Annotated in this window: 22 protein-coding genes; 8 read left to right on the top strand and 14 right to left on the bottom strand. The window is 66.1% G+C overall.

The window, feature by feature from the left end; all coding sequences use genetic code 11:
* The first annotated feature begins 148 nt into the window (after window positions 1-148).
* From EG885_RS00730 to EG885_RS00715, 4 genes are read left to right on the top strand one after another with little or no spacing between them, the layout of a single operon-like run.
* A complete protein-coding gene (locus EG885_RS00730) occupies window positions 149-1,156 on the top strand; it encodes a DctP family TRAP transporter solute-binding subunit (RefSeq protein WP_131572545.1) in 1,008 nt (335 codons plus the stop codon).
* Between the two features lie 18 nt (window positions 1,157-1,174).
* Window positions 1,175-1,693, top strand: coding sequence for a TRAP transporter small permease (locus EG885_RS00725; RefSeq protein WP_242679446.1), 519 nt, complete (start codon window positions 1,175-1,177; stop codon window positions 1,691-1,693).
* On the top strand, window positions 1,686-3,020 hold the full coding sequence (locus tag EG885_RS00720; RefSeq protein WP_242679445.1) for a TRAP transporter large permease: 1,335 nt from the start codon (window positions 1,686-1,688) through the stop codon (window positions 3,018-3,020). Before EG885_RS00725 ends, EG885_RS00720 begins: the two co-directional genes overlap by 8 nt.
* Window positions 3,021-3,046: 26 nt before the next feature.
* On the top strand, window positions 3,047-3,805 hold the full coding sequence (locus EG885_RS00715) for an SDR family NAD(P)-dependent oxidoreductase (RefSeq protein ID WP_131572544.1): 759 nt from the start codon (window positions 3,047-3,049) through the stop codon (window positions 3,803-3,805).
* Window positions 3,806-3,857: 52 nt separating this feature from the next.
* Here EG885_RS00715 and trhA read toward each other — a convergent pair whose 3' ends face one another.
* On the bottom strand, window positions 3,858-4,529 hold the full coding sequence (gene trhA / locus EG885_RS00710; protein WP_131572543.1) for a PAQR family membrane homeostasis protein TrhA: 672 nt from the start codon (window positions 4,527-4,529) through the stop codon (window positions 3,858-3,860).
* Between the two features lie 431 nt (window positions 4,530-4,960).
* Here trhA and EG885_RS00705 point away from each other — a divergent pair, with 431 nt between their 5' ends.
* Both EG885_RS00705 and EG885_RS00700 read left to right on the top strand, forming a co-directional pair.
* Entirely contained in the window at window positions 4,961-6,454 is a 1,494-nt protein-coding gene (locus EG885_RS00705) for a fused MFS/spermidine synthase (RefSeq protein ID WP_207392156.1), read from the top strand.
* A gap of 45 nt (window positions 6,455-6,499) precedes the next feature.
* Complete coding sequence (locus EG885_RS00700) at window positions 6,500-7,705, top strand: mandelate racemase/muconate lactonizing enzyme family protein (RefSeq protein ID WP_131572542.1); 1,206 nt, start codon at window positions 6,500-6,502, stop codon at window positions 7,703-7,705.
* Between the two features lie 84 nt (window positions 7,706-7,789).
* Here EG885_RS00700 and hpbA read toward each other — a convergent pair whose 3' ends face one another.
* Window positions 7,790-9,826: an N-methyl-L-proline N-demethylase HpbA gene (gene hpbA, locus EG885_RS00695; protein WP_131572541.1), complete on the bottom strand. Its 2,037-nt coding sequence runs from the start codon at window positions 9,824-9,826 to the stop codon at window positions 7,790-7,792.
* Window positions 9,827-9,970: 144 nt separating this feature from the next.
* On the opposite strand from hpbA, the gene EG885_RS00690 reads away from it, so the two are divergent.
* Entirely contained in the window at window positions 9,971-10,606 is a 636-nt protein-coding gene (locus EG885_RS00690; protein ID WP_131572540.1) for a TetR/AcrR family transcriptional regulator, read from the top strand.
* 112 nt (window positions 10,607-10,718) lie between these two features.
* Here EG885_RS00690 and EG885_RS00685 read toward each other — a convergent pair whose 3' ends face one another.
* The 12 genes from EG885_RS00685 to EG885_RS00630 all read right to left on the bottom strand — a co-directional run bounded on the left by EG885_RS00685 (window position 10,719) and on the right by EG885_RS00630 (window position 23,272).
* Window positions 10,719-12,122, bottom strand: coding sequence for a coniferyl aldehyde dehydrogenase (locus tag EG885_RS00685; RefSeq protein WP_131572539.1), 1,404 nt, complete (start codon window positions 12,120-12,122; stop codon window positions 10,719-10,721).
* 11 nt (window positions 12,123-12,133) lie between these two features.
* Window positions 12,134-12,961: a hypothetical protein gene (locus EG885_RS00680; RefSeq protein ID WP_131572538.1), complete on the bottom strand. Its 828-nt coding sequence runs from the start codon at window positions 12,959-12,961 to the stop codon at window positions 12,134-12,136.
* A gap of 137 nt (window positions 12,962-13,098) precedes the next feature.
* Entirely contained in the window at window positions 13,099-13,866 is a 768-nt protein-coding gene (locus tag EG885_RS00675; RefSeq protein WP_131572537.1) for a hypothetical protein, read from the bottom strand.
* A 372-nt stretch (window positions 13,867-14,238) separates the two neighbouring features.
* On the bottom strand, window positions 14,239-14,733 hold the full coding sequence (locus tag EG885_RS00670) for a hypothetical protein (RefSeq protein WP_131572536.1): 495 nt from the start codon (window positions 14,731-14,733) through the stop codon (window positions 14,239-14,241).
* Window positions 14,734-14,888: 155 nt separating this feature from the next.
* Window positions 14,889-15,917: an Lnb N-terminal periplasmic domain-containing protein gene (locus EG885_RS00665; RefSeq protein ID WP_207392155.1), complete on the bottom strand. Its 1,029-nt coding sequence runs from the start codon at window positions 15,915-15,917 to the stop codon at window positions 14,889-14,891.
* Window positions 15,910-17,043 carry an alpha/beta hydrolase gene (locus EG885_RS00660; protein WP_207392154.1) on the bottom strand — a complete coding sequence of 378 codons (1,134 nt, stop codon included), beginning with the start codon at window positions 17,041-17,043 and terminating at the stop codon, window positions 15,910-15,912. Before EG885_RS00660 ends, EG885_RS00665 begins: the two co-directional genes overlap by 8 nt.
* Before the next feature lie 182 nt (window positions 17,044-17,225).
* Window positions 17,226-19,067 (bottom strand): HWE histidine kinase domain-containing protein, encoded by a 1,842-nt coding sequence (locus EG885_RS00655; protein ID WP_131572535.1) that lies wholly within the window; start codon window positions 19,065-19,067, stop codon window positions 17,226-17,228.
* Window positions 19,068-19,264: 197 nt separating this feature from the next.
* Window positions 19,265-19,711 carry a ribose 5-phosphate isomerase B gene (gene rpiB / locus EG885_RS00650; RefSeq protein ID WP_131572534.1) on the bottom strand — a complete coding sequence of 149 codons (447 nt, stop codon included), beginning with the start codon at window positions 19,709-19,711 and terminating at the stop codon, window positions 19,265-19,267.
* A 19-nt stretch (window positions 19,712-19,730) separates the two neighbouring features.
* Window positions 19,731-21,005: a TRAP transporter large permease gene (locus tag EG885_RS00645; protein ID WP_131572533.1), complete on the bottom strand. Its 1,275-nt coding sequence runs from the start codon at window positions 21,003-21,005 to the stop codon at window positions 19,731-19,733.
* Complete coding sequence (locus EG885_RS00640; protein WP_207392153.1) at window positions 21,005-21,466, bottom strand: TRAP transporter small permease; 462 nt, start codon at window positions 21,464-21,466, stop codon at window positions 21,005-21,007. Before EG885_RS00640 ends, EG885_RS00645 begins: the two co-directional genes overlap by 1 nt.
* A 46-nt stretch (window positions 21,467-21,512) precedes the next feature.
* Window positions 21,513-22,499 (bottom strand): TRAP transporter substrate-binding protein, encoded by a 987-nt coding sequence (locus EG885_RS00635; RefSeq protein WP_131572532.1) that lies wholly within the window; start codon window positions 22,497-22,499, stop codon window positions 21,513-21,515.
* Between the two features lie 23 nt (window positions 22,500-22,522).
* Window positions 22,523-23,272 (bottom strand): FadR/GntR family transcriptional regulator, encoded by a 750-nt coding sequence (locus EG885_RS00630; protein ID WP_131572531.1) that lies wholly within the window; start codon window positions 23,270-23,272, stop codon window positions 22,523-22,525.
* Between the two features lie 537 nt (window positions 23,273-23,809).
* Between EG885_RS00630 and EG885_RS00625 the strand changes: the two genes are divergently transcribed.
* On the top strand, window positions 23,810-25,183 hold the full coding sequence (locus EG885_RS00625) for a tetratricopeptide repeat protein (protein WP_131572530.1): 1,374 nt from the start codon (window positions 23,810-23,812) through the stop codon (window positions 25,181-25,183).

Here is a 25,183-nt window from a genome sequence, read left to right as displayed (position 1 = left end):
TGCATCACGCTGTGATCCCCGGATATCGCATCAGGATGGCGGAAATATCCGCGCCTGCGCAAGTTTTTTCTTGCCACCGATTGAAATGACGCACCATGATATGAACCGACGCCACGGGAGGGTGGCTTGTTCGACAGGGAGGATGGCGATGCGACTTGCAGCATGGGGACGGCTGGCGCGGGCGACGGCACTGGTCTCGGCGCTTGGGACGGGGGCGGCGATGGCGGAAACGCTGCGCCTGTCGCACAATACCGGCGACGGCACGACCTGGCATCAGGGCGCGGAACGCTTTGGCGAATTGCTGGCCGAGCGCAGCGACGGAGAGATGGAGCTGCGGGTGTTCCCCAACGCCCAGCTGGCAGGCGGCGACCAGATGCGGCAGGCCGATATGGTCGGGCGCGGGGCGCTGGATTTCGTCATGACCTCGGCCATCAACGTGACGCCGCTGGTGCAGGAGATGGCGGTGTTCTCGCTGCCCTATCTGTACGAGAATTACGCGCAGGTCGATGCGACCACCGCCGATGGCGGCCCCGCCGAGGCGCTGCGCGAGATCCTGCGGACCAAGGGCATCGAGGTTCTGGCCTGGGGCGAGAACGGCTTTCGCGAGGTCACGAACAACACCCGCCCGATCAAGTCGCCCGAGGATATGCGCGGTCTGAACATGCGCGTCGCGGGTCCGATGTATATCGACGTGATGAACGCGCTTGGCGCCAATCCCCAGCAGATGCAGTGGACGGAAACGCTGACCGCGCTGCAGCAGGGCGTGGTGGACGGGCAGGAAAACCCCATCGGTGCGGTGATCATCCCCCAGCAGGTCTATGAGGTGCAAAGCTATCTGACCGCCTGGCACTATTCCTATGATCCGGTCTTCCTTGGCGTCTCCAAGGCGAAATTCGACGCCTATGATGCCGAGACCCAGACCATGCTGCGCGAGGTCGCGGCCGAGGCGATGGCCTATCAGCGCCAGATCACCCGCGAAGGGACCGAAACCGGTCTGGCCTTCCTGCGCGACAAGGGGATGGAGGTCTATGAACCCACCCCCGAGGAACTGGCCGCCTTCCGCGAGGCCACCCAGCCCGCCTTCGATCAATGGGCCGAACGGGTCGGTCCAGAACTGGTCGCCTCGTTTCAGGATGCGATTGCACAGGCCGAATAGGCCGCTGCGGGGGGCGCGATGCCCCCCATGCCTGCCCATGACCCCCCCGAGGTGCCCATGCTGTCCTTTCTGTCGCGCGAAGCCGAACGGCTGATCTGCGCCGTCCTCTTTCTGGGCATGACCCTGCTGGGCTTTGCCAATGTGGTCGTGCGCTATGCCACCAATTACTCGCTGGCCTCGTCCGAGGAATTGCTGACCAACGGCTTTCTGCTGCTGACCGTCTTTGGCGCGGCCATCGCGGCGCGGCAGGGACAGCATCTGGCGGTGACGGCGGTGGTGTCGATGCTGCCGCGCAGGCTGGCGCAGGGGGTCGTGGCTCTTTCGGTGGTGCTGTCCGTGGGATTGCTCTTGGGGTCAAGCTGGCTGGCATGGGGGTCGGTGCTGACGCTTTATCAGAACGGCATGACCTCTTACGCGCTGCGCATTCCGATGTGGTATTATCAGGCGGCGGTGCCTTTCGCCTTTCTGCTGATCGCCTGGCGGTTCGTGCAGCATTCAATCGAGGAATTCCGTCTGGCGGGGTCCGATCATGCTTGAGATGGGCCTGCTTCAGATGGGTCCGGGCACGCAGATGATCGTGCTGTTTTTTGTGGCTCTGGCACTGCGCGTGCCGGTGGCTTTTTCGCTTGGGCTGTCGGCGCTGTATGCAATGTGGCGGATGGGCTTCGGCCTTGATCTGGCGGGCGATCTGATCACCGCCGGGGTCGCGCGCTATTCGTTGCTGGCCATTCCGTTCTTCATTCTGGCGGGGGCACTGATGGGATCGACGGGGATTGCCGAACGCATGATCCGGTTCTTTCGCGTCCTTGTCGGCGGCCTGCCCGGCGGCATGGGCGTCGTGGGCACCGTCGTCTGCCTGTTCTGGGGCGCGGTCAGCGGATCGGGCCCCGCATCGGTCGCGGCCATCGGCCCGATGATCATCAAGGGGATGGAGGAAGACGGCTATACCCGCGCCCATGCCGCGGGGCTGGTCTGTGCCGGCGCGGCGCTGTCCATCGTCATTCCGCCGTCGATCGGGCTGGTGCTATTCGGGGTGATCGCCGAGGTGTCGATCTCGCAACTGTTCATCGCGGCGATCGTGCCGGGGCTGTTCATGGGGCTGACCATGCTGGCCGTGCTGCCCTTCATCGCGCCCAAAGGCGGGCCGGGCGGCGGGGCGCTGGACCGGCTGATCCCCGACCCCTATGCGGGCCTGCCCTATGGCGCGCGCCTGTGGGGCAGCTTTCGCGACAGCTTCTGGGGGCTGATGACGCCGGTGGTGATCCTGGGCGGCATCTATTCCGGCATCTTCACCCCGACCGAGGCCGCGCTGGTCGCCACCGTCTATGCGCTGCTGGTGGGCGGGCTGATCTATCGCAGCCTGTCCATCCGCGCGCTTTATGACACGCTGGCCGATGCGGCGGGGTCGTCGGCCACGGTGATGCTGATCGTGGCCTATGCGGGCCTGTTCGGTTGGGTCATCACGGTCGAGGATCTGGTCGGCACCTATTCCAGCGGGTTGCTGGGTATCAGCGACAACCAATGGGTGATCCTGCTGGTCGTCATGCTGATCCTGCTGATCGCGGGCATGTTCATGGATGCGATCACGGTCATGTTCATCACCCTGCCCATCGTGCTGCCGGTGATGCATGAGCTGGGCTGGGATCCGGTCTGGTTCGGGGTCATGGTGATGATCAATCTGGCCATCGGCCTGATCACCCCGCCCGTGGGCGTCAACCTGTTCGTGGCGGCGAACGTCGCGCAGATCTCGATCGAGCGTGTGGCGCGCGGGGCGCTGCCGTTTCTGATCTCGGCCCTGGTGGGGCTGGCGGTCGTGGCCGCCCTGCCCCGCATGTCGCTGTGGCTGGTCGAATGGCTGATGTAGCGCCCCATGCGGGCAGAAGGACGGATATGACACAGAAAACCGCGATCATCACCGGCGCTGCGCGCGGCATCGGTCTGGCCACCGCCCGGCTGCTGTCCGAACGGGGCTGGCGCGTCGTTCTGGCCGATATCGATGCAGAGGAACTGGCCCGCATCGCCACGGGCTGGGACGACGCGCTGGCCATGCCCTGCGACGTGTCGGACCCGGATCAGGTCACCGCGGTGGTCGATGCCGCAACGGCCTGGTCGGGCCGCATCGACGCGCTGGTCAACAATGCCGGCGTCGCCGATTTCCGGCCCATGGCCGAGACGGATCTGGCGACATGGCGACGGGTGATGTCGGTCAATCTGGACGGAGTGTTTCTGTGTTCGCAGGCGGCGATCCCGCATCTGGCGCGGCAGGGCGGGGCGATCGTGAACATCGCCTCGATCTCGGGGTTGCGGGCCAGCACCTTGCGGGTGGCCTATGGGACATCCAAGGCAGCGGTGATCCATCTGACGCGGCAGCAGGCGGCGGAACTGGGCCAGCAGGGCATCCGCGCCAATTGCGTGGCGCCCGGCCCGGTCGATACCAAGCTGGCGCTGGCCGTCCACAGCCCCGCCATCCGCGCCGCCTATCACGATGCGATCCCGCTGAACCGCTATGGCCGCGAGGATGAGATTGCGCAGGCCATCGCCTTTCTGTGCAGCGATCAGGCGTCCTACATCACCGGTCAGGTGCTGGCCGCCGATGGCGGGTTCGAGGCGACCGGCGTCGGCCTGCCCGCCCTGCGCGCCGGGAACTGATATCCCGGGTTCACGATCGAGGAGTCTTTGGACGGCACGCTTGGGGGGCCGGTCATGGCGCCGGGGGCGGAAGCCCTGCCAGAGCATGCGCGGCGACGGCGGTGAAGAAGACCGCGCTGGCCACGATGACGAACAGATGCCAGATCGTGCGATGAAACGGCAGGCGCGACCACAGGTAAAAGGCAAAGCCGGTCGTGTACAGAATGCCGCCTGCAAGGATCAACGCAAAGACCCCGGCGGACATCTCGCCGAACAGTGCCGCACCGGCGGCGGCGCCCGACCATCCCATGACCAGATAAAGACCGATGGCCGCGCCCCGCCACCGGTCCGGCGCCCAACTGCGAAGCCCGGCCCCAAGCGCGGCGCAGGCCCAGATCCAGACCAGAAACCAGCCCGCCGGGTTCGGCGACAAAAGCGCGAAGGCGGTGTAGGTTCCGGCGATCTTCAGATAGATCGCCGAATGGTCCATCCGCTGCAGAGCATGGCTCCAGGTTTCGGGATGGGTCATGTTGTACAGGGTGGAACACAGGATCATCGCGATCAGCGTCGTCCCATAGATCGAAACACCCACGACGCCGGACATCCCGCCATCCAGCGACCATGTCCGCAGGATCAGGATCGGGACGGCCAGCAAGGCCGCCGTCAGACCCATCGCATGCACGATGAAGTCCGAAACGATCTCGGACCGGCTATAGCCTGTGCGCTGCGGCAGAGAGAAATTCATTCCACGGTCCTTGCAAGGCGACACCCCCGGAACCGCGCTCCGGGGAATCACAAGGCAGACGGCGGCACCCCGTGACCAATGTCAATCGCTGGCCCGGGGCAAGGTTCCGCATCCGCGCGAACGCGCCGCAGCGATTGACCGGTTTTGCAGCACGGCCCCCCGGACGGTGCGCATCGCAAAGGGTCAGTTCTGCGGCTGCGCTGCGCAGACCGTCTTCGCCTCATGGCTGCTGCCGGGGTCCGGTCGTCTGGACGAACCGCACCGGTTCGGCAACCGCGCATCGCACAAGGGCATCACGCCGTTTCCCCTGCCCGTCACAGGTTTCCCACGATGATCGCCATGCAGGACCATCAAAGCGCGCGTCGCACCATAGCGTCGGGCCGAAATTCATGTCACGCAGGCCCGGCCTTTGATCGCCCAAGGAGACTGTCATGCGGTTCTGGACCACGATCACCCTGATCCTTGTGCTGTCCGCCGTCGGATTGACCTATGAGATCGCCGCCGGTCGGGTGCTGGCACCGTTTTTCGGCACCTCTCTGGTGACATGGACATCGGTCATCGCGACGATTCTGGCCGGGTTCTCGCTTGGCAGCGCGCTTGGTGGTCTGATCGCCGAACGCCCGCGCCCTGCGGCGGTGCGGGGCGTGCGTGTGGCGCTGCTGGCGACGGCGGCGCTGATGGCGGTGTCTCCTGCCGTGCTGGGCCTGATCTATGCGTTGGGCGCGCGCGGCACGGCGGGGATGCTGGTGGCGGTCGTGGTGGCGTTCTTTCCCGCATCGGTGCTGGTCAGCCTTCCGTCGCCCTTTCTGGCAAAACTGGCGGTCGAGGCGCGGCCCGGACGCGAGGGGTCGTCGCTTGGCCTCGTTCTGGCGGCAGGCTCGCTTGGGGCGATCGTCGGGGCGATCCTGGCGGGCTTTGTGGCGCTGCCGCTGGCAGGCTCGGTCGCGACCTTTGCCGGATGCGGGCTTGCGGTGCTGCTGTGCGTTCCGCTGATCCGGGGCGATGCGTCCGGGGATGGCAGCAACGGGCCGGGCATGCGGGTCACTCCGGGAACGGTGCTATGCGTGGCCGGGGGGGCACTGGTCGTCGCGGCAACCGCAGCCATCGGACCGATCTGCCGTTACGAATCCGGGCTGTCCTGCATCGATGTCCAGCGTCATGGCGATGCGGTCTATCTGCTGTCAGACCGGACCCTGCAGGCGGCGGAACGGACCACCCCGGATGACGCACAGGCAGAGGACGGCGACCAGCTGGTCCTGCCCTATACCGAATGGCTGTGGGCGCGCATGGATGCGGATCTGGGGGCGGCACCTGCGGTCCTTTTCATCGGCGGCGGCGGGTATACGCTGCCCGGCATGCTGCTGTCCCGGCGCCCCAAGGCGGTTGCGCTGGCGGTCGAGATCGATCCGCTGATCACGCAGGTGGTGCGGGACCACCTGCCCTGGGCGGGTGCGATCATCGAACAGACCGGCTTTGATGCCGGGGATGCCGGCTCGCAGGACGGCAGCAAGGGCCGTCTTGGCATCGTCCATGCGGATGGCCGGGTGTTTCTGAACCAGACCGACCGCCGCTTTGACGCGGTGGTGATGGATGCGTTCTCATCCGGGTCGGTTCCGGCCCATCTGGCCACGCTCGAAACCTATGAGAGGCTGCGCGCGATCGTCGACGGCCCCGTCTATGTGAACCTGATCGATGCCGCCGATGGCCCGCTGGCGCGCGGCATCCACGCCATTCTCAGCGAACTGTACCCCCATGTCGAGGCCGTGCAGGGGCCGGTCAGCGACCGTGGCCGGGCCAATATCCTGCTGGCGGCCTCGGATCAGCCCTTTGCTGCGCCGGATGCGCTGCCCGACGGCTATAGCGTCGCGCGCATCGCACCGGGCCGCGCCCTGACCGACGACCGGGGCTGGGTCGGCCATCGCTAGACCCCAAAGCCGCCCCACCCGCAACCCGACACCCCCGAGGATCAGATGAAGATCACCGCCCTTGAGACCATCCGCATCGCCGAGCGTCCGAACCTGCTGTGGATCGAGGTACAGACCGATGAAGGCCTGACCGGGCTGGGCGAGACGTTCTTTGGCGCCGCCACGGTCGAGGCGCATGTCCATGAATATATCGCCCCGCGCGTGATCGGGCGGGATCCGCTGGAAATCGACCGGCTGGCGGGCGATCTGGTCGGCTATCTGGGCTTTCGCTCGTCAGGGGCCGAGGTGCGCGGCAATTCCGCCTTCGACATCGCGCTGTGGGATCTGTTCGGCAAGGCCGTGGGTCAGCCCATCGCGCAATTGCTGGGCGGCTTTACCCGCCGCAGCATCCGCACCTACAACACCTGCGCGGGGACCGATTACATCAAGAAGGCGACCGGCCAGACCACGGTCAATTACGGCCTGAGCGGGGCGCAGGCATCCTATGACGACCTGAACGGCTTTCTGCACCGGGCGGACGAGCTGGCGATCTCGTTGCTGGAAGAGGGCATCACGGCGATGAAGATCTGGCCCTTCGATGCGGCAGCCGAGGCGACGCGGGGGCAGTATATCTCTGTGCCTGATCTGAAAAAGGCACTGGAGCCGTTCGAGAAGATCCGCCGGGCCACGGGCGACCGCATGGACATCATGGTCGAATTTCATTCGATGTGGCAACTGTTGCCGGCGATGCAGATCGCCAAGGCGTTGGCCCCCTATGGCACTTTCTGGCACGAGGATCCCATCAGGATGGACAGCCTGTCCAGCCTGTCGCGCTATGCGGCGGTGTCGCCCGCGCCGATTTCCGCGTCCGAAACCCTGGCGTCCCGTTGGGGGTTTCGCGATCTGCTGGAAACCGGGGCTGCGGGCGTGGTGATGCTGGATCTCAGCTGGTGCGGCGGGCTGTCCGAGGCCCGCAAGATCGCCGCCATGGCCGAGGCCTGGCATCTGCCGGTCGCGCCGCATGACTGCACCGGCCCCGTGGTTCTGTGCGCCTCGACGCATCTGTCGCTGAACGCGCCAAACGCGCTGGTGCAGGAAAGCGTCCGGGCGTTCTATCGCACATGGTACCGCGATCTGGTAACCGCCCTTCCCGAGGTCAAGGATGGCATGATCACCGTGCCCCCCGGCCCCGGTCTGGGGATGGAACTGAACCCGGACCTGGACCGCGCCTATACCGTTTCGCGCAAGCGCTCGGACGCGACGACCCTGTGATCGGGGACCGGCACGGGCCGGGCCTGCCGGACGATCGCCCTTGGCCCTGCGCGCCTGACCCTTGGGCGCGCCGCTTTCCCTCGGCTACAGATCCTTGACCAGCCGCAGCGCGTCATAGATCGCGGCATGGGTGTTGCGTGCGGCCACCGCGTCGCCGATGCGGAACAGCTGGAACGCCGCGCCAGGGTTTGGGGCCAGTGCCTGCGGGTGGCCTGCGATCAGGGCGGCCTGATCGACCTGCCCCAGATTGCGCGACAAAGGCTTCAGATCGAAATAGAGATCGTCCAGCGGCCGGGTGCCGTGATTGACCACCACCTGATCGACCAGCCGGTCGCGGGTCATGGCGCCGTAATCGCTGCCAAGCGTGGCGCGCAGGCGGTTGCCGTCGCGCGTGACCCGGATCAGCCGCCATGTCACCGTAAAGGTCACATCGCGGGCCTGCAGGCTGCGCATGTAGGGGACGAGGTTCATCGCCATCACCTCGGGGGCAAAGCTGCGGTCGGGGGTCGCGATCTCGACCCGGGCGCCGGTGGCGGCGATCAGATCGGCGGCCTGCAGGCCCGCATGATCGCCCGCATCGTCAAAGACCAGCACATCCTGACCCGGCTTCACATCGCCCGACAGGATGTCCCAGGCCGAACAGACCAGATCGTTGCCCGTGCCCAGAATCTCGGTATGGGGCAGCCCGCCGGTGGCGATGATCACCGCGTCGGGATCGGTGTCCAGCACGTCGCCCGCCTCGGCATAGCTGTTGAACCGGAACCGCACGCCCGCCTTGTCGCATTGCGCCATGCGCCAGTCGATGATGCCGGTCATCTCGCGCCGCCGGGGTTGCAGGGCGGTCAGGCGGATCTGCCCGCCGGGCGCATCCGCCGCCTCGAACACGGTCACCGCATGGCCGCGCGCGGCGGCGACGCGCGCCGCCTCCATTCCCGCGGGTCCGGCCCCGACGATGGTGATGCGGCGCGGCGCGGGGCTGGGCGCAATGTCATGGGGCATGGTTTCCTCGCGCCCCGTCGCCGCATTGTGCAGACAAAAAGCCAGCCCCCCCTGATAGATCCGGTCGAGGCAGTAATTCGCACCCACGCAGGGGCGGATGTCATCCTCGCGCCCTTCGATGATCTTGCGCACCAGATGCGGGTCGGCCATATGCGCCCGCGTCATCCCCACCATATCCAGCAGCCCCGAGGCGATGGCATGGCGCGCGGTCGCCACATCGGGGATGCGCGCGGCGTGAAAGGTCGGAAAGCCGGTTGCACGGCGGATCTGGCCTGCGAAATCCAGATGCGGGGCGCTTGGCATGCCCTGCACCGGGATCAGGTCGGTCAGCCCGGCATCGGTGTCGATATGCCCGCGCACCACGTTCAGGAAATCGACCAGCCCGCTGTCCTTCAACCGGTGAGAGATGGCCATCCCCTCCTCTGCGCCCATGCCGCCAGCCAGCACCTGATCGCCGGTATAGCGCAGGCCGACAATGAAATCGGGCCCGCAGCGGTCGCGGATCGCCTGCAGCACCTCCATCGTGAACCGCAGGCGGTTGTCCAGACTGCCGCCATAAGGCGCGTCCAGATCGTTGGTCAAAGGCGACCAGAACTGTTCCAGCAGATGGCCGTAAGCCTCCAGCTCGATCCCGTCGACGCCAGCGGCCTTCATGCGTTCGGCGGCGTCCGTGAAATCGCCGATGATGCGGGCGATGTCCCAATCCTCGATCCGCTTGGGAAAGGCGCGATGCGCGGCTTCCCGTTCATGGCCGGGGGCGACGACGGGCAGCCAGTCGCCCTTGTCCCACCGGGTGCGGCGGCCCAGATGGGTCAGCTGGATCATCACCGCCGCGCCATGGTCGTGGCATTCGTCGACCAGCCTACGCATCCAGCCCACCACCTCGTCGCGATAGGCCAGAATGTTGTTGAAGACCGGCGGGCTGTCGCGCGACACCGAGGCCGACCCCGCCGTCATCGTCAGCGCCACCCCCGCCCGCGCCCGTTCGACGTGATAGGCGCGATAGCGATCCTTGGGCATCCCGTCTTCGGGATAGGCCGGTTCATGGCTGGTGATCATGATCCGGTTGCGCAGCGTCAGATGCTTCAGCCGGTAGGGTTGAAGAAGGGGATCGTGGGACATCTGGGCAGCCTCATCCGGAACACATCAAGGGACAGAATGTCAAAATGTTCACTTATGTCAATTTAATTGTCGTTGATGTCGTGAGGTGGGGCGCCGCTGTCGGGATGGCTTGCCGGGGGTCGGACCGGCCCTTAGGATCGCGGGATGGATGACAAGGCGACATCACCCTCTGGCTGGCGCGGATCGCGGGATGGCTGGTTGGAGGCGGGCTATCGCGCGCTGATCGACGGCGGCGTGGACGCTGTCAAAATCATGCCTCTGGCCAAGCATCTGGGGCTGTCGCGCACCAGCTTTTACTGGTTCTTTCAGGACCGCGAGGCGCTGCTGGCTGCCCTGCTGGACGGCTGGCACGCCCGCACCACCCTGCCCCTGATCGCCGCAACCCGCCACTATGCCGAGACGCAGGCCGAAGCGATGCTGAACGTCATCGGCTGCTTTCTGTCCGCCGACACCTTTGACTCGCGGCTGGAATTCGCGATCCGCAGCTGGGCCTTGCAGGATCCGGCGGTGGCCGACCGGGTCAGCGCGGCGGATGCCCGGCGTCTTGACGCACTGCGCGACATGCTGATGAGCTGGGGGCACGACCCGATGGCCGCCGATGTCCGCGCACGGACCGTCTATCTGGTTCAGATCGGCTATATCTCGATGCAATCGTCCGAGGATCTGCAGACCCGCCTGACGCGCATCCCGTCCTATGTCGCCATCTATACGGGCACGCCGCCGCAACCCCGAGAGATCGCGCGCTTCAACGCACGGTTTCAGGGCGGTGGCGCGCCGTGATGGCGCCTTGCCGCCCGATGACAGGCGATCGCCTGTCGGACCGTACGGCCTGACGGTCCGTGACGGATGGTCCCGGACAAAGGCGGGGCGTGGAAGGCTCCGATGCAACAGGTCAGCGCAAGACGATGGACAGCAGACGCCTGACCAGTTTGCCAAAGGGGGGGCGCAGCAGCGTGGTGGCGTTCCAGCGGCCCTGATCATAGATGCCCTTGGCGTGGCTGAAGCGGCGGAACCCCTCGACCCCGTGATAAGCGCCCATGCCGCTGGCGCCCACACCGCCAAAGGGCAGATCGTCCTGCGCCACATGCATGATCGTGCCGTTGATCGTGACATTGCCGGATGTGGTGCGGTCCAGCACCCGCCGTTGCGCCGCCCTGTCATGGCCAAAGTAATACAGCGCCAGAGGACGCGGGCGGTCGTTCACATGATCGATCGCCTGATCCAGCTTGTCATAGGTCAGGACCGGCAGGATCGGGCCAAAGATCTCTTCCTGTGCGATATCCATGGCATCGGTGACGCCAAGCACCACCATCGGCCTCAGGGCGCGGGGATGGGGATCGGTGCCGGGATGGCCCACCGGACGCAGCGTGGCACCCCTGGCGCGGGCATCCTCCAGCAGGCCCGTCAGCCGGGCCAGATGCCGGCCGCTGAAAACCCAGGTGTAATCGCGCCCCGAGGGGCCGTCGGGATAGGCGGCGCGGACCGCCTTGTCATAGGCGGTGACGAACTGGTCCAGATCGCCCCGGTGAACCAGAGCGTAATCGGGCGCGATGCAGGTCTGCCCGCCGCTGATCAGCTTGCCAAAAGCGATGCTGCCTGCCGCATGATCCATGTCATGGCCGCGCTCTACGATGACCGGAGACTTGCCGCCCAGCTCCAGCGTGACCGGCACCAGATTGGCGCTGGCCGCCGCCATGACATGACGGCCCACCGCCGTGCTGCCGGTAAAAATCAGATGATCGAAGGCCAGCGCACTGAAGGCGGCCCCGACATCGGCGTCGCCCATCACCAGCGCGACCTGATCCGCAGGGAAAAGATCGGACAGGATGCGGTCCAGCACCGCATTGGTGGCGGGGGTGTATTCGGACGGTTTCAGCATGACCCGGTTGCCCGCCGCCAGCGCCGTGGCCAGCGGCATCAGGGCCAGGGTCACCGGGTAATTCCACGGCGCCATGACCCCCACCACCCCAAGCGGCTGGTATTCGACCCGCGCGCGGCCCGACTGCATGGTGATCGCCACATGGCGGCGTTGCGGACGCATCATCCGCGCCAGATTGCTGCGCAGGTAATCCACGCCGCTGACCAGACCCGCCAGCTCCATGATCGCTGTCTCGTGGCGCGAGCGGTGGCCGAAATCGGCATCGAGCGCGTCCTCGATGGGCGCGCGGTGGGCGATCAGCGCGCGGCGCAGGCGGATCAGGTCATCGCGGCGGGCGGCCAGCGAGGGGGCGCCGCTGGCCCGGAAGGCCTGGCGCTGGATCGCCAGCATGGTGGCCGGGTCGGAAGTCTGGGACATGGCCGATCCCCTCAGCGCGCTGCGGGATGATCGGTCGGGGCCGAGGCCGCCCCGACCCGCATCCGTGCGACCGGATCAGGTTGGGCCATGTGGGGATGGCCAAGGGTGCAAGGGATCGGGTCGGTCATGGGATGATCTTTCGGTGCGACGGTTTGCTGCCATGGTAACGCAGCCCGATCCGATCCTGCACCGGTCGGACAGGCAATGCCATCCCGGGCTGGATTTCCCGAAGGCGGGATGGCGGACGCGGCACCGGCCCGAACCGGGGCGCGGGCGACAGGGCCGATTGGCGGGGATGCCCGGCGCGGGATGGGCGTCACGGTGTTCATGATTGATTTTCCCGGAAGGCGTGCCGGATCTGGCCGGCCAGAGGCCGCGCCAGATAGGACGTGATCCTGCGCGACTGCGCGCGGATCAAGGCCCCGGTCTGCATGCGGGGCAGAATGGCCTGCCCCTCCAGCCGCGCCGGATCCCGGGGGCATGATGGGCATGCGGGTCAGGAAGCAGGTCTCTCCGGTGGCGGCATCGGTGCTGGCATCGGGCGGGATGCCGATGACCTCGGGGGTGGTGTGCAGGTCCAGCCCGACAAAGCGCAGCCGGGCGGTCTGTCCGGCACAGAGGTGATCGACATCCTGCGGAATGGTGCCCATTGCCGCAATCAGGTGAGCGAGGCCGGGCAGGAACAGCGCCTGTCCGCCCGGCGCCAGTGCGCGGGCCATGATGGCCGATAAGACCATGCTTTCCTGATCCGATACCGGCTGCCGGCGCGGATAATACTGTTCGACCAAGACCGAACAGACGCGCGTCACATTGGGTGCATCCGCGGGGGTGGACGCCATGGGGCGATCTTCATTGGGGCAGAATATTGTCGGGCAAAACACGGGCGGCGATAGAACGATCGTCGGGGCTGATCGCTGTCAGGACGCCACCGCGCCTTGAATGGCGCGGCGGCGGCTTTCAAGGCACTCTCAGCCCATCACGTCGTCGCTGAAGACCCTATTGGGCTGATCCTCGGGCAGCGCGGGTCGTCCTGATCCGCCATGGCGACGCGGTCAGCGGACAGACCGTCGGGGCCATCTGCGACCATCGCCGCACCGCCGGCGGCAAAGGTCGCCCTTGGACATTTCTTTTGCGATGGCTGCCAGCTGAACGACCCTGACGGTTTCGGCAAGATCATCCGAACTGAGGCCGAGCGTCGCGTAGAAGACCTGCGCGCCGGGATGCTGATACCGGACAGCTCGGGGCCCTCGATCACCAGCGGTTCGGCCCCCGAATTGCTGATCCTGACGGTCCCGCCTTCCTTGAGGTCGTGGTCGGCCAGACCGGTCGGGGCCGGGTCTTCGAGAGACGAGAAATGCAGGCGGTCGCTGAGGCAGGCGGGATCAAGGCTCTGGATCCCGATCTCGGCAGTCGGATTGCCCGGTGCGGGCGAGATGTCCAGATCATCAAGCCGAGAGGCCACCGACGCATCAGATTCGATGCGCAGCGCCCAGGTCCGCCCGGCCTTCAGCGTCGGATATAAGTTTTGCCACCCCGCCGCACCCGTGCCCGGAAAGGCGGTCTGGTCCATCCGTTCGCCGTTCAGGAACCATGACAGCCCCTGTCCGGGCATGGCCCCAGCCACGGCGGCGGCATCGATGACCGGACCGTCCAGCTGGGCGTTTTCGGCCTGATCGATGACGAAGGCGGTGCCGTTCACCGTCCCGGACCCGTCGCCGCCCACGGCGTTGAGCTGTGTCTGCACCTCGAGCCGATCGATATTGGGGCCGATATTCGCGGTCGAGCGCAGCGTTACGGCGTTGGTGCCCTGCCAGCCGTTGCGCCGGGATCTCGATCATGTCCAGCGGGTCGATATCGTCGGCGATCACCGACCCGTCGGGGCGGCGCAGCACGTTGCAGCCGACGATATCGACCACCGCATCGACGTTGATGACACGCATGTTGTCACCGACAGGGAACCGGGCGAACAGGATCGCCCCCTTGAGGTTGGACCCAAAGGCGATCTTCTGTCCCACACTAGGGCAGGCGGCCGGCGCCACGGTTGTCGACGCCATCCGGAACGTTATCGGCATCGGGCTGACCTGCGGTGGCATAGCCGTCGGTATCATTGTTCCCCTCATTGGTGCCCACGACCTCGTTGGGGTCCAGACCGGCCGTCGGATTGCCGCCGTTCAGGATGTATCGGTCGCGCAGCACGTTCGCGGCAGCAACAGCCACCCTCTTCGACGGCAAAGAAATAGCCGTACTGCTTGGGCGCATTGCCAATCGTCTCGTCGAAGGGCTGGGCCGGATCGGCAGGCGTCCTGGCGCCGGATGCCGTGCCATTGGTCGGGGCATACAGATTGCCGTTCGAATGCCAGACCAGATCATGGGCATTGCGCACCCCGGTGGCGACAATCGCAACCTCGGCATAGGGATTGTATTCGCCGGGAACGGTGCCGTCCTGATTGACCAGCGCCGGATCGAGGCTGGTGATGGGATCGTGGTCCGGATCGGTCCCGTCCCTGATGGCATCGTCCCCGGCCTTATCGTCCCAAATGTGACGTTCGGTCCGGAAACCGGACCGACGGATGGCGCGCTGCTCAATCACCCCGATCCGGCTGGTCGGCATTGCCGTGCATCAGGCCGCGCCCGGCATAAATGCCGGCTGCTGTCTCCAGTGCAAAGCGGGTGCGGTCGCGGATGGACCAGTGCTGCGATGCAAACACCCCCCCGGAGGGTCACGCCGACGCGTAAAGATGCGCCGCAAGCCAGTGCCAAACGATATCAGGGGCTGGCGGGCGCGCCCGACCGGATGACGACCGAATAATCGGTTCTGCCATCCGCCTGCTGGGCGATCCGGCTGATGCGCGCCTGCGCCTTGACCGTCTGCAGGGGCAGGCCCGCGCCGGTCACCCCGTGGTCATGAAGATAGCCGGGCACATAGCCCGACAGAAGAATGCGCCAGTCCATCGGGATGCCCGGCTCGACCAGCCGGGCCAGCTGAAAGATGATCGTGGTGCAGTTGGCAAAGATCGTATGATAGAAAGCCGGTTCGGCGGCCAACTGGTTGGCCTTGTCCAGATAGGTCAGAAACAGCGCGCGGCGTTGCGCCGGTGTCAGGTCCAGCGGATACAGCGCGACATCCTCGCGGCGGATGGTGGTGCGCAGCCGCAGGATGTCAGCCTCGTCGGCGGCGATCATGACCAGTTCGAACTTTTTGAAGAAGCCGCCGATCTCGGAAAAGGATTCGTCCCGCTCGCGCCGGATCTCGGCCGAGAAGGTCAGATGAGCGCCGTCCGAGAATCCAAAGCTGACCAGCGTATGGGCGATGGCGGGATTGCCCCAGGTCGAGGTGGCCAGATCGACCGATGACAGCGCGTCGATGTCATAGCGGCGCGTTTCCCAACGCGGGGTGAAATCCTGCGTGCTGCGCCAGTCGAAATTCCTCACATGGTTCAGAATGGCGGTGTGACCCTCGATCCAGGCCGTCACGCCATGGGCGACATCGGGGGCCCAGTCCCGATCCGCCGAAGGCCGGATCGATGTCCACCAGATCAGGGCGACGACCATTGATGCCACCGCGACAGCCCGACTGGCCCCGCGCCGCCCCTTGGCACGCAGCCCCAGAACCGCAAGGGCCACCCCGGCAACGACAAGGATCCAGAACCACCGGGCCGGGCCGTCCAGCTGAAAGCGCAGCGCCAGAGCGATAAGGCCTGCCACGAAACCCACGCAGGCGGTCAGGGCCGCCCCGGCAAGCCACCGCCGTGCCTGCCCCGACCGGCCTGCCTGTGGCAAGGCGGTCCTACTCACCCGCCAAAGCCTCGCCCACGATGGTGAACGGGCTGGCGAGGGTGGTCCCCACGGTGTTGAAGATGAAGGCGCCTGCCTGACGGATCCCCAGACCGGGTGTGTTGTCCCCCTCGGCCCGCTGTCCGGAATACAGCGCCGCCAGCCCGACATAGCGGTCGTGGTTCAGCCCGTCGGACGGCGCGACGCTGGAGATGTCGATGATCGCCAGCCCCGCCTCGCGCGCCGCCGCCTGCACGCGCGGATCGGCGATGTCCAGCGCGCCGACCCGCGCGCGGGTGCGGCTGATCTGGCTGCTGACGCGCAAGGCCCGGTCATCGGGCGAGACCAGGACCGCCAGCGGCGGCGTCATCGGGCCGATGACCTGCATCTGGGCCCGGAACACATCGACATCGATATCGGGCGCGGCCAGCACGACCGTCAGGCGGTCGATCACATCGTCCTGCCCCGACAGGCGCAGCTGGCGCAGCGCCTCGACGGTCAGCCAGCCGCCCATCGAATGGGCAAAGACGGTGATCGTGCCAATCCGTCTGTCGCGCGCCAGCCCGCCCAGCAGATCGGTCAGCGCATCGCGCGAATAGGTGACGGATTCCTTGTCCGCCACATAGCCCGCGATCGCCCCCTGAGACGGCCAGGAGAACAGGATCGGCGTATCGTCCAGACCGGAATCGACCGACATCTGAGTCAGGCGATACAGCGCCTCGGGGAAATTATAGTTATAGCCGTGAACAAAGATCACCACATCCTGCTGACCGTCCGCCGCCGTGGCGACCTGATCCAGAAGGCCCTGCCGGTTCAGGATGGTTTGCCCGACCGTGGCAAAGGTCGTGTGCGGATCGATCTGAGGATCGTCCTGCGGCAGAGGCCATTCGATGCGGCCCGGCTGGTGATCGGGCGGCACCGAAATGTCGAAGGACGCGTAATTCGGCTGGCTGGAACGCCCCGCGGTAAAGACATTCGCATTCGCCGCCGCCCGTTCGCGGGTCGTGGCGGCATAGACGGTGACGATCTCGGCCCCCGGCGCGTTCGCGCGTGTGGTCTGCAGCACCTCGGGACCGGGTCTGGTCGCGCAGCCTGAAAGGAACGCGGCGACGGCCAGAAGCATCAGCCGCGATGTGGTCCTGTGCATGGCGTGCCCCCCGTCCGCTGCTGACCCATTCTGTAAGTCAGATTGTCTGCTGAAACGAGGGGTTTATTGCCCGTCCGCAACGGGTTGGGGCTTGCGGAAATGCCAGGGCGCGCGCGCCGACCGACGGCGATCCGGGCGCGGCTGGCGTCCGTCCGCAGCATCAGGCCCCGGAAAGCAGACCGTCACTGCGGGTCCAGCGTGCCCGTCAGCCTGAAGCGGATCCCGGTCGGGTCATAGGCGATCTCACCTGTGCCATCGAAATAGGCGGCGACGTTCTGTTCGATCAGCCGCGATCCAAAGCCGCGCCGGGTCGGCGCCGCGACCGGCGGCCCGTCGCTTTCAACCCAATCGAACGCAAAATCCCGTCCCTGCCAGTGCCAGCAGATCGCGACCCGACCGGCATCGTTGGACAGCGCGCCGTATTTGACGGCATTCGTTGCCAGCTCGTGGATGGCAAGGGACAGCGCCATCGCCTGTTGGGCCGACAGGCTGACTTTCGGGCCCTGCATCGTGATGCGGTCGGCATTGGCCCGATGCGGCGCCGTCGCGGCATCGACGACATCGGCAATGTCGGAATTGTCCCAATGCGATTGGGTCAGCATGTCCTGCGCGCGGGACAGGGCGGCCAGACGGCTGACGATGGCATCGCGCCCCTCCTGAATGCTGGGCGCCTGGCGCAGCGTCTGGTTCACGATCGACTGCACCACCGCCAGCGAGTTCTTCATGCGATGCGCCAGCTCGGAATGCAGGACGCGCTGTTCGACGTCGCGTTTCTTGCGCTCGTCGATATCGCTCACCACGACACAGACGGCGATCAGGCGGTCATCGTCGCCCCGGATCGCCTCGCCCGCGATCTCGATCCATGTGCGCAGACCGTCGGGGCGCCGCAGCTGCACATCGACGCTGTGGCTCTGGACCTCGCCGGCGATGATCCGGGCCAGAGGAGAGTGCAGCGGATCGAAGGGGTCGCCATTGGCATCGAAGGCGGTGAAAGGCGCATCGCCCGCGCCCGGCCCCATCCCAAGCGGGCTTTGGCCCAGAATCTGCGCCATGCGATCGTTGCGCATGATGACGCGACCCGAGGGCGCCTCGGCCAGCAGCACGCCCACGGGCATGGCGTCGATCACCGTCGCAAGCTGGGCCCGACTGATCCGCAATGCCGCCTCGGCCTGCAACCGTTCGGTCACATCCATCAGGACCGAGGCGATGCGCCGGTCGTCCAGTGCCCGGACCCGGTGGTCGAAAGACCGGCCAAGCGTGGGGTGGGTGGTTTCCACCAGTTCGGGCTGGCCGGTGCGCAGCACCCGGTCATAGACGGCCAGCAGATCGGGCAGGGCGTCGGGCATCAGGACCGACAGGCGCGCCCCGATGAAATCGCTTGCCGGGATGCCGGTGATGCGGCCGACCGCCGGGTTCGTCTCTTGGAACAGCATGTCGATCAGTGCGCCTGCGTCATCGCGCAGGGCGCTGGCGACATAGAACCCCTCTTGCATATTGTCGAAGAGGCCGCGCCAATGGCCTTCGGACAGCCGGATCGCGATCTCTTTCTCGACCGTGCGGGCCAGAGAGCGCAGGCGCCGCAGTTCCACCTCGGTCCAGATGCGGGGACTGGTGTCGATGGCGGCCAGCGCACCGGCCAGTTCGCCCCCCGGCAGCATGATCGGCACGCCCAGATAGGCGACCACGCCCAGATCGTTGATCGCCAGATTGTCGCGCAACAGCGGATCGTCATTGGCATCGGACACGATCAGCGGCGCCTTGCTGTCCACCACATGCTGGCAAAACGAATGCGACATCGGGGTCTGGCCCAGACTGGCCCATGGCTCTGGCAGGCCGCTGTGACCGGCAAAGACCTGACGATCTTCGTCCACCAACGACACGATGGCGACCGGAACCTCCAGAATATCGCGCACCTGATCGGTCAGATGGCCGAACTGTTCCAGTCCGGAATGCTCCAGCAAGCCGCTATATCGAAGCGCGCGGATGCGGGCAGAGGTTGACGGCGGCGGGCTGGGCGAAAGCATTGTGACGAACCTGATTGCGTCGCATGGTTATGTCGCAACCCCGGCCAAGCGTCAAATTCGAACGGTGGGCCTGTCAGCCGTGCTGATGCCGCCCGGCAACAGGTCCGCGCCGCCCGCCCCGGACCCTTAAGGGCCCGGGGCGGGCGGCAGGCCTTGCGACCGCGACCCTGTCCGCCGCAGCCGCGTACCCGAAGGTTTCACCGCCCGGCATCCATCCTGTGCAGCTTTTCGACCCGGCGGCGGAAATCCTCGTCTGTCGAGAATTCGGCCTTCAGATAGGAATCGATCAGGTCCAGCGCCAGCCACGGCCCGACGATCTGCGCGCCGATGCACATGACGTTCACGTCGTCATGTTCGACGCATTGATGCGCGGAATGGATATCGTGGCACACGGCGGCGCGGATGCCCCTGACCTTGTTGGCGGCGATGGACGCACCCACGCCCGTGCCGCAGACCAGCAGGCCACGCTCGGCCCGGCCATCGGCCACGGCGCCGGTGACCAGCTGGGCGATATCGGGAAAGTCCACCGGCTTGTCGTCATGAGAGCCGACATCCTCGACCTCGTGACCCAGCTTGCGGATGTGGTCCACGACCGTGGCCTTCAGCGGGAAGCCCGCGTGATCTGATCCGATGACAATACGCATTTAATGACCTTTCAGAGGGTTATCGAAGAAGACCGGGCAGCCACAGCACCAGATCCGGAGCAAAGGTGATGATCGCCAGCGTCACCAGCAGCGGCACGTAAAAGGGCAGCAGGGCCCGCAGCAGCTGGCGCAGGGTGATCTTGGCGATGTCGCAGACCAGAAACAGCGACAGGCCCATGGGCGGGGTCAGCAGTCCCAGCATCAGGTTGAAGATGACGATGATCCCCAGATGCACCGGATCGACCCCGGCCAGAACCAGCGGCGGCGCAATGACCGGCACGACCAGAAGGGTTGCGGTGGTGCTGTCCAGAAACATCCCGGCGATGAAAAAGATCAGGTTCGCGATGATCAGCAGCATCACCGGGCTGTCGGCGAATTGCAAAATCCAGCGGGCAAAATCCTGCGGGATCTGTTCGACCGCCAGAATCCAGCCGAACAGCGATGCGACCGCGACGATGATCAGGATCGCGCTGGTGCTGCGCACGGTCATCAGCATCGCGTTCCACAAATGCGGCACGGTCAGCTCTCGATAGAACAGGCTGCTGATCAGCAGGACATAGACAACGGTGACGGCGGCGGCCTCGGTCGGGGTGAACAGGCCCAGAAGCATGCCCGCGATCATCAGCACCGGTGCGAACAGCGCAGGCAGCGCGGGCAGCAGATCGGCGCCGATCTGACGCAGGGTCGGGGCACGGTCGGCGCGCGGCATCTTGTGCACGATCGCCAGAATGGCGGCGGTGATCATCAGCAGCACGATGCAGATCAGCGCGGGCACGATGCCCGCCAACAGCAGCTGCACGATCGACACGCTGGTGACCGAGCCATAGACGATCAGCGGGATGCTGGGCGGAAAGATCGGCCCGACCACGGCGGATGCCGCCGTGACGGCACCCGCGAAGGGGGCCGAAAAGCCGCGCTTGCGCATCGCCTCGATCTCGATCCGGCCAAGGCCGCCGACATCGGCCAGCGCGGCGCCGGACATGCCCGAAAAGATCAGGCTGGAAAAGATGTTGACCTGGGCCAGCCCGCCCGGCAGCCGCCCCACCAGCGTGTCGGCAAAGCGAAAGATACGGTCGGTGACGCCCGCAAGATTCATCAGATTGCCGACGAAGATAAAGATCGGCACCGCGACCAACGGAAAGCTGTCCAGCGCATAGGTGACCCGCTGCGTCAGCAGGCCAAGGGGCAGCCCCTCGATCAGGACATAACCGATGGCGGGGATCAGGATCGCATAGACGACCGGAAAGCCAAGGACGAACAGCCCGAGAAAAAGGGCGATCAGCGCGATGCCCATCAGAGTGCCACCGAGCCTTGGCCCGTGTCGCCCTTGCGCCACTGGACCAGATGCACAAGACAGGCGCCCGCGAACCCGAATGTCGTGGCGCCCATGAAGATCCAGAAGGGGATCTTCAGCGTCGGCGTCGCGCCGCGCATGTTGCCCATGCTGTTCTGGAACGCCACGAATGCCAGAAACCCGCAGGTGGCGATCCCGGCGGTCAGGATCAGAAAGCGGACCGCGCGGCGCAGGCGCCCCGGCAGATTGTCCAGCAGTTCTGACATGACGATGTTTTCGTGGCTGGCGGCGACCAGCGGATAGGCGACAAAGACCGTGCAGATCAGCAGAAAGCGGGTCAGTTCTTCGGCGCCGACGATGGCCGAGCCCAGAACCTCGCGGGCGATGATCTGGATGAACGGCACCGCGACCAAGGCGGCCAGCAACAGCACGCAGATGAATTCCAGTGGTTTGCGCATCATGGTTCCCCTTGGGTGGCGGCCGGCCCGAAGGCCGGCCCGGTCCCAATCACTCGATCGCCATGATCTGTTCGATATAGGGCTGATAGCTGGGGAAATCGCCGTTGATCTGCGCCAGCACGCGTTCGCGGAAGGCGTCGATGTCCAGCCCGTCTTCCTCGGTGACGACGGTCATGCCCTTGTCCTGCAGCTCGGCCACCAGTTCGGCCTCGGATTCCTGTGCCCAGACCAGCGATTCCTCGGCCTTGGCGTCCAGCACGTCGGTGATCTGGGCCCGCGTTTCCTCGGACAGATCCTGCCAGACGCTCTCATTGATAAAGACCGCCAGCACCGACTGCATGTGCCCGGTCATGGCGACATGGCTCTGCACCTCGTGCAGGCTGTTCGAGGTGATCATCGTCAGCGGGTTTTCCTGCCCCACGACCAGACCCGTCATCAGCGCGGTCGGCAGTTCGGCCACCTCGACCGGGGTGGGCGTCGCGCCAAAGCCCGTCACCATCGACACCCACAGATCCAGCGGCACGGCGCGGAACGGCTTGCCCGCCAGATCGTCGGGGGATTTCACCTCGAAATTGGACGAGATATGACGCGCACCGCGATAGATGCGGCCGATGATCCGCACGCCGCCTTGTTCGACCAGCTGTTCATTGATCTGCTGCAACGCGGGCGAGGTCGCAGGATCGGTCGCGGCCAGCGCATGCGCCCCGTCGCGATAGATGAAGGGCGCGTTGAACACCGACACATCCGGCACCATCTGCGCCAGCGAGGCGAAATCGTGATGCCCCATCTGGATCGAGCCCATCTGCACCCCGCCGACCATTTCCGACACGCCACCCAACTGGCTGGCCGGGAACACCTGCACGGTGACCTCTCCGCCGGTCGCTTCGTTGATGTCGGCGGCGGCTTCCTCGGCATAGCGGGTCTGGATATCGCCCTCGGCGCCGACATGGGCATAGCGCAGATCCTGCGCGAATGCGGGCATGGCGGTCAGCGTCATGGCTGCGACGGCCAGCAGCCGTCCGGTCTTGATGAACATGGTTGTCCCCTCCCTGGGATGGTTCAGTTGGTCTGTGCGGTGGCGGCGCCGCGATAGGTCTCGATCAGGCTGCGCCGCCGCAGGTCGTCGCCGATGGCAAAATGATCGCGCAGATGCCGGTCGGCCCGTTCGGGATCCTTGGCCACGATGGACAAGAAGACCTCGCGATGGGCATCGACCAGAACCTTGACGATTTCGGGGTTGCGATAGGTGGTCACCCGGCGCTGCACATGGCTGCGCTGCAGCAGTTCGGCCATGGCCCCATAGAGCGTGGTCAGCGCCCGGCTGTGACTGGCCGCGACGATCGACTGGTGGAACATGAAATCGGCCCGCCCCCCGGCCTCGGGGTCGTTCAGCGTGTCGATCAGCGTGCCAAGCCATTGCCCGATCCGCGCCAGATCGGATTCATTGGCGCGTTCGCAGGCCAGCCGGATGGCCTGGCATTCGATCGCCATGCGGGCCTGCATGACATCTTCCAGAATGTCGCGTTCCTGCGACAGGCAGAAGGTGAAGAAATCCGACAGCACGCGGATATCGGCCTTGGCGATATAGGTTCCGCTGCCCTGACGGACGTTCAGAAACCCCAGCATGACCAGCGATTTCATGACCTCGCGCAGCAAGGGGCGCCCGACATCCAGCTGCTGGGCCAGCTCGCGTTCCGGCATCACCCGGTCGCCGACCTTCAGCTCTCCCCTCAGGATGCGTTCCTTGAAATACGATACGACCCGGTCGGAACCGGTCTGTCGCGCATCGTTTTCAAGCAATTCGACCATCGTCACCCCTCCCCGGATGACGGCAGGTTCCTACCAATCGTGCAGGTCGGTCAATCGGTGCTTGCGCGGGTCGGGTGATCTGGACCGCCTTCGCGAGGTTCTCCGGGCGATGGTCCTTGTTTTATCGTTATAATTCATAATCTTGAATAATTCTTTTCCCACCACTTCAATCTGATAATTGGTAAGACCAATCGACGGCTGATCCCGCCGCTGGATGCTGCCCCCCCGTCCCGCGCGCCTCCGCACCGCTGCCGATCATCCCCCGCCCTTGAAACGGACGATCACGCCGACGTGATGTCCCGCCCGGTAACGGCAGACGTCTGCGCCCGAACTGGCTCACAGGACCGAGCGGTTTCAAAGAGGATTTCCCGTGCGCCTGCCTTGCGACGACATGCCCCGCCCGACCGGTCAGACCCCTGACGGCGATCTGCCCGCAGGGCTGCACCGGCCAGATGCGCCGCGTCCGGCCCTGTGGTGCGCCATTTCCTTTGCCAGCCGAATCAGACCCTGCCCCGTCCCCTTCGCAGGAGCGTATCGATGACGATCCACCCGCCCGCCCCCCGCCTGCGGATCATCCGCCCGGATGATCGCAGCCTTGATCCGGGGCTGAAGGTCAGCTCTGCCTCCGAGCCTGCGGCAGCGGCACTGGCGCGGGCAAGCAATGCGATTCTGGCGCATCAGCCCGCAGCCGGCCCGGCACTGGCCGAGGCCCTGGCGGCGGACGGCGATCATGTGGCGGCTCATGCGGTTCTGGGCTTTGCCCGGCTGATGCTGGCACGCGAGGAATTGCAGGCCCCGGCCGCTGCCGCCCTGGGCGATGCCACGGCGGCGATGGCGCGGCGCGATGGTGGCACGAACGACGAACGCGCGCTGGTCGCCGCGCTGACGCTGGCCGTCGCGGGGCATGTCCGGGGCGCCGCCGATGCGCTGGATGCGGCCTTCGCCACCCGTCCGGGCGCGCTGCTGCCCCTCAAGCTGTCGCACGGACTGCGTTTCATGGCGGGCGACCGGGCGGGGCTGCTGGCGCGCAGCCATGCCGCCTTGCACGACCTGCCCGTGGACGGCATGGCCAGCGGCTTTGTCCTGGGTTGCCACGCCTTCGCGCTGGAAGAACATGGCCGATATGCCGAGGCCGAAATCCACGGCCTGCGCGCCGTTCAGCTGGCGCCCGAGGACAGCTGGGGCCGCCACGCCGTCAGTCACGTCCACGAGATGCGGGGCGACACGGCAGCAGGCATCCACTGGCTGGAGAAAAGCCGGCACCACTGGTCAGGATGCAACAATTTCAGCTTTCACATGGCCTGGCATCTGGGCCTGCTGCATCTGGAACAGGGCGCGCATGACCGGGTGCTGGCGATCTATGACCACGACATTCGTCCCGAACAGACCGACGATTTCCGCGACATGGCCAATGCCGTGTCGCTGCTGTGGCGGCTGGACCGGATGGGCGTCGATGTCGGGTCGCGCTGGCACGATCTGGCCGGGATCGCGCAGCGCCGCCAACAGGATGTGACGCTGGTCTTTGCCGCGCTGCACACGATCTGCGCGCTGGTGGCGCTGCGCGACGATGCCGGGGTGGCCGCCGCGCTGGCCGCGATGACCACCCGCGCGGCGGCGCAGGACGAACAGGCTTGCGTGGCGCGCCGCATCGGTCTGCCGCTGGCCCGCCTGATGGCGGGGCGCGCCGCCGGTGCCGAACGACAGGGGCTGGATCGCCTGCTGGCCGAGCTTCCCGCCATCGGCGGCAGCAATGCACAGCGCGACCTGTTCCTTTTGGGCCTGACCGAGATGGCGGGACAGGCGGGCGATGCCGCAGCCGTGGCCCGCCTGCGCGCCGCCCGCGCCGCCCGCGCCGCGCTGAAGACCGACGACCGCCTGATCGCCCGCATCGCGGGCCACACCGCAGCCTGA

The sequence above is a fragment of the Paracoccus nototheniae genome (assembly GCF_004335005.1).
GTDB lineage: Bacteria > Pseudomonadota > Alphaproteobacteria > Rhodobacterales > Rhodobacteraceae > Paracoccus > Paracoccus nototheniae.
Note: the sequence above shows the minus strand (reverse complement) of the source record. Positions and strands in the feature narration are given on the sequence as shown.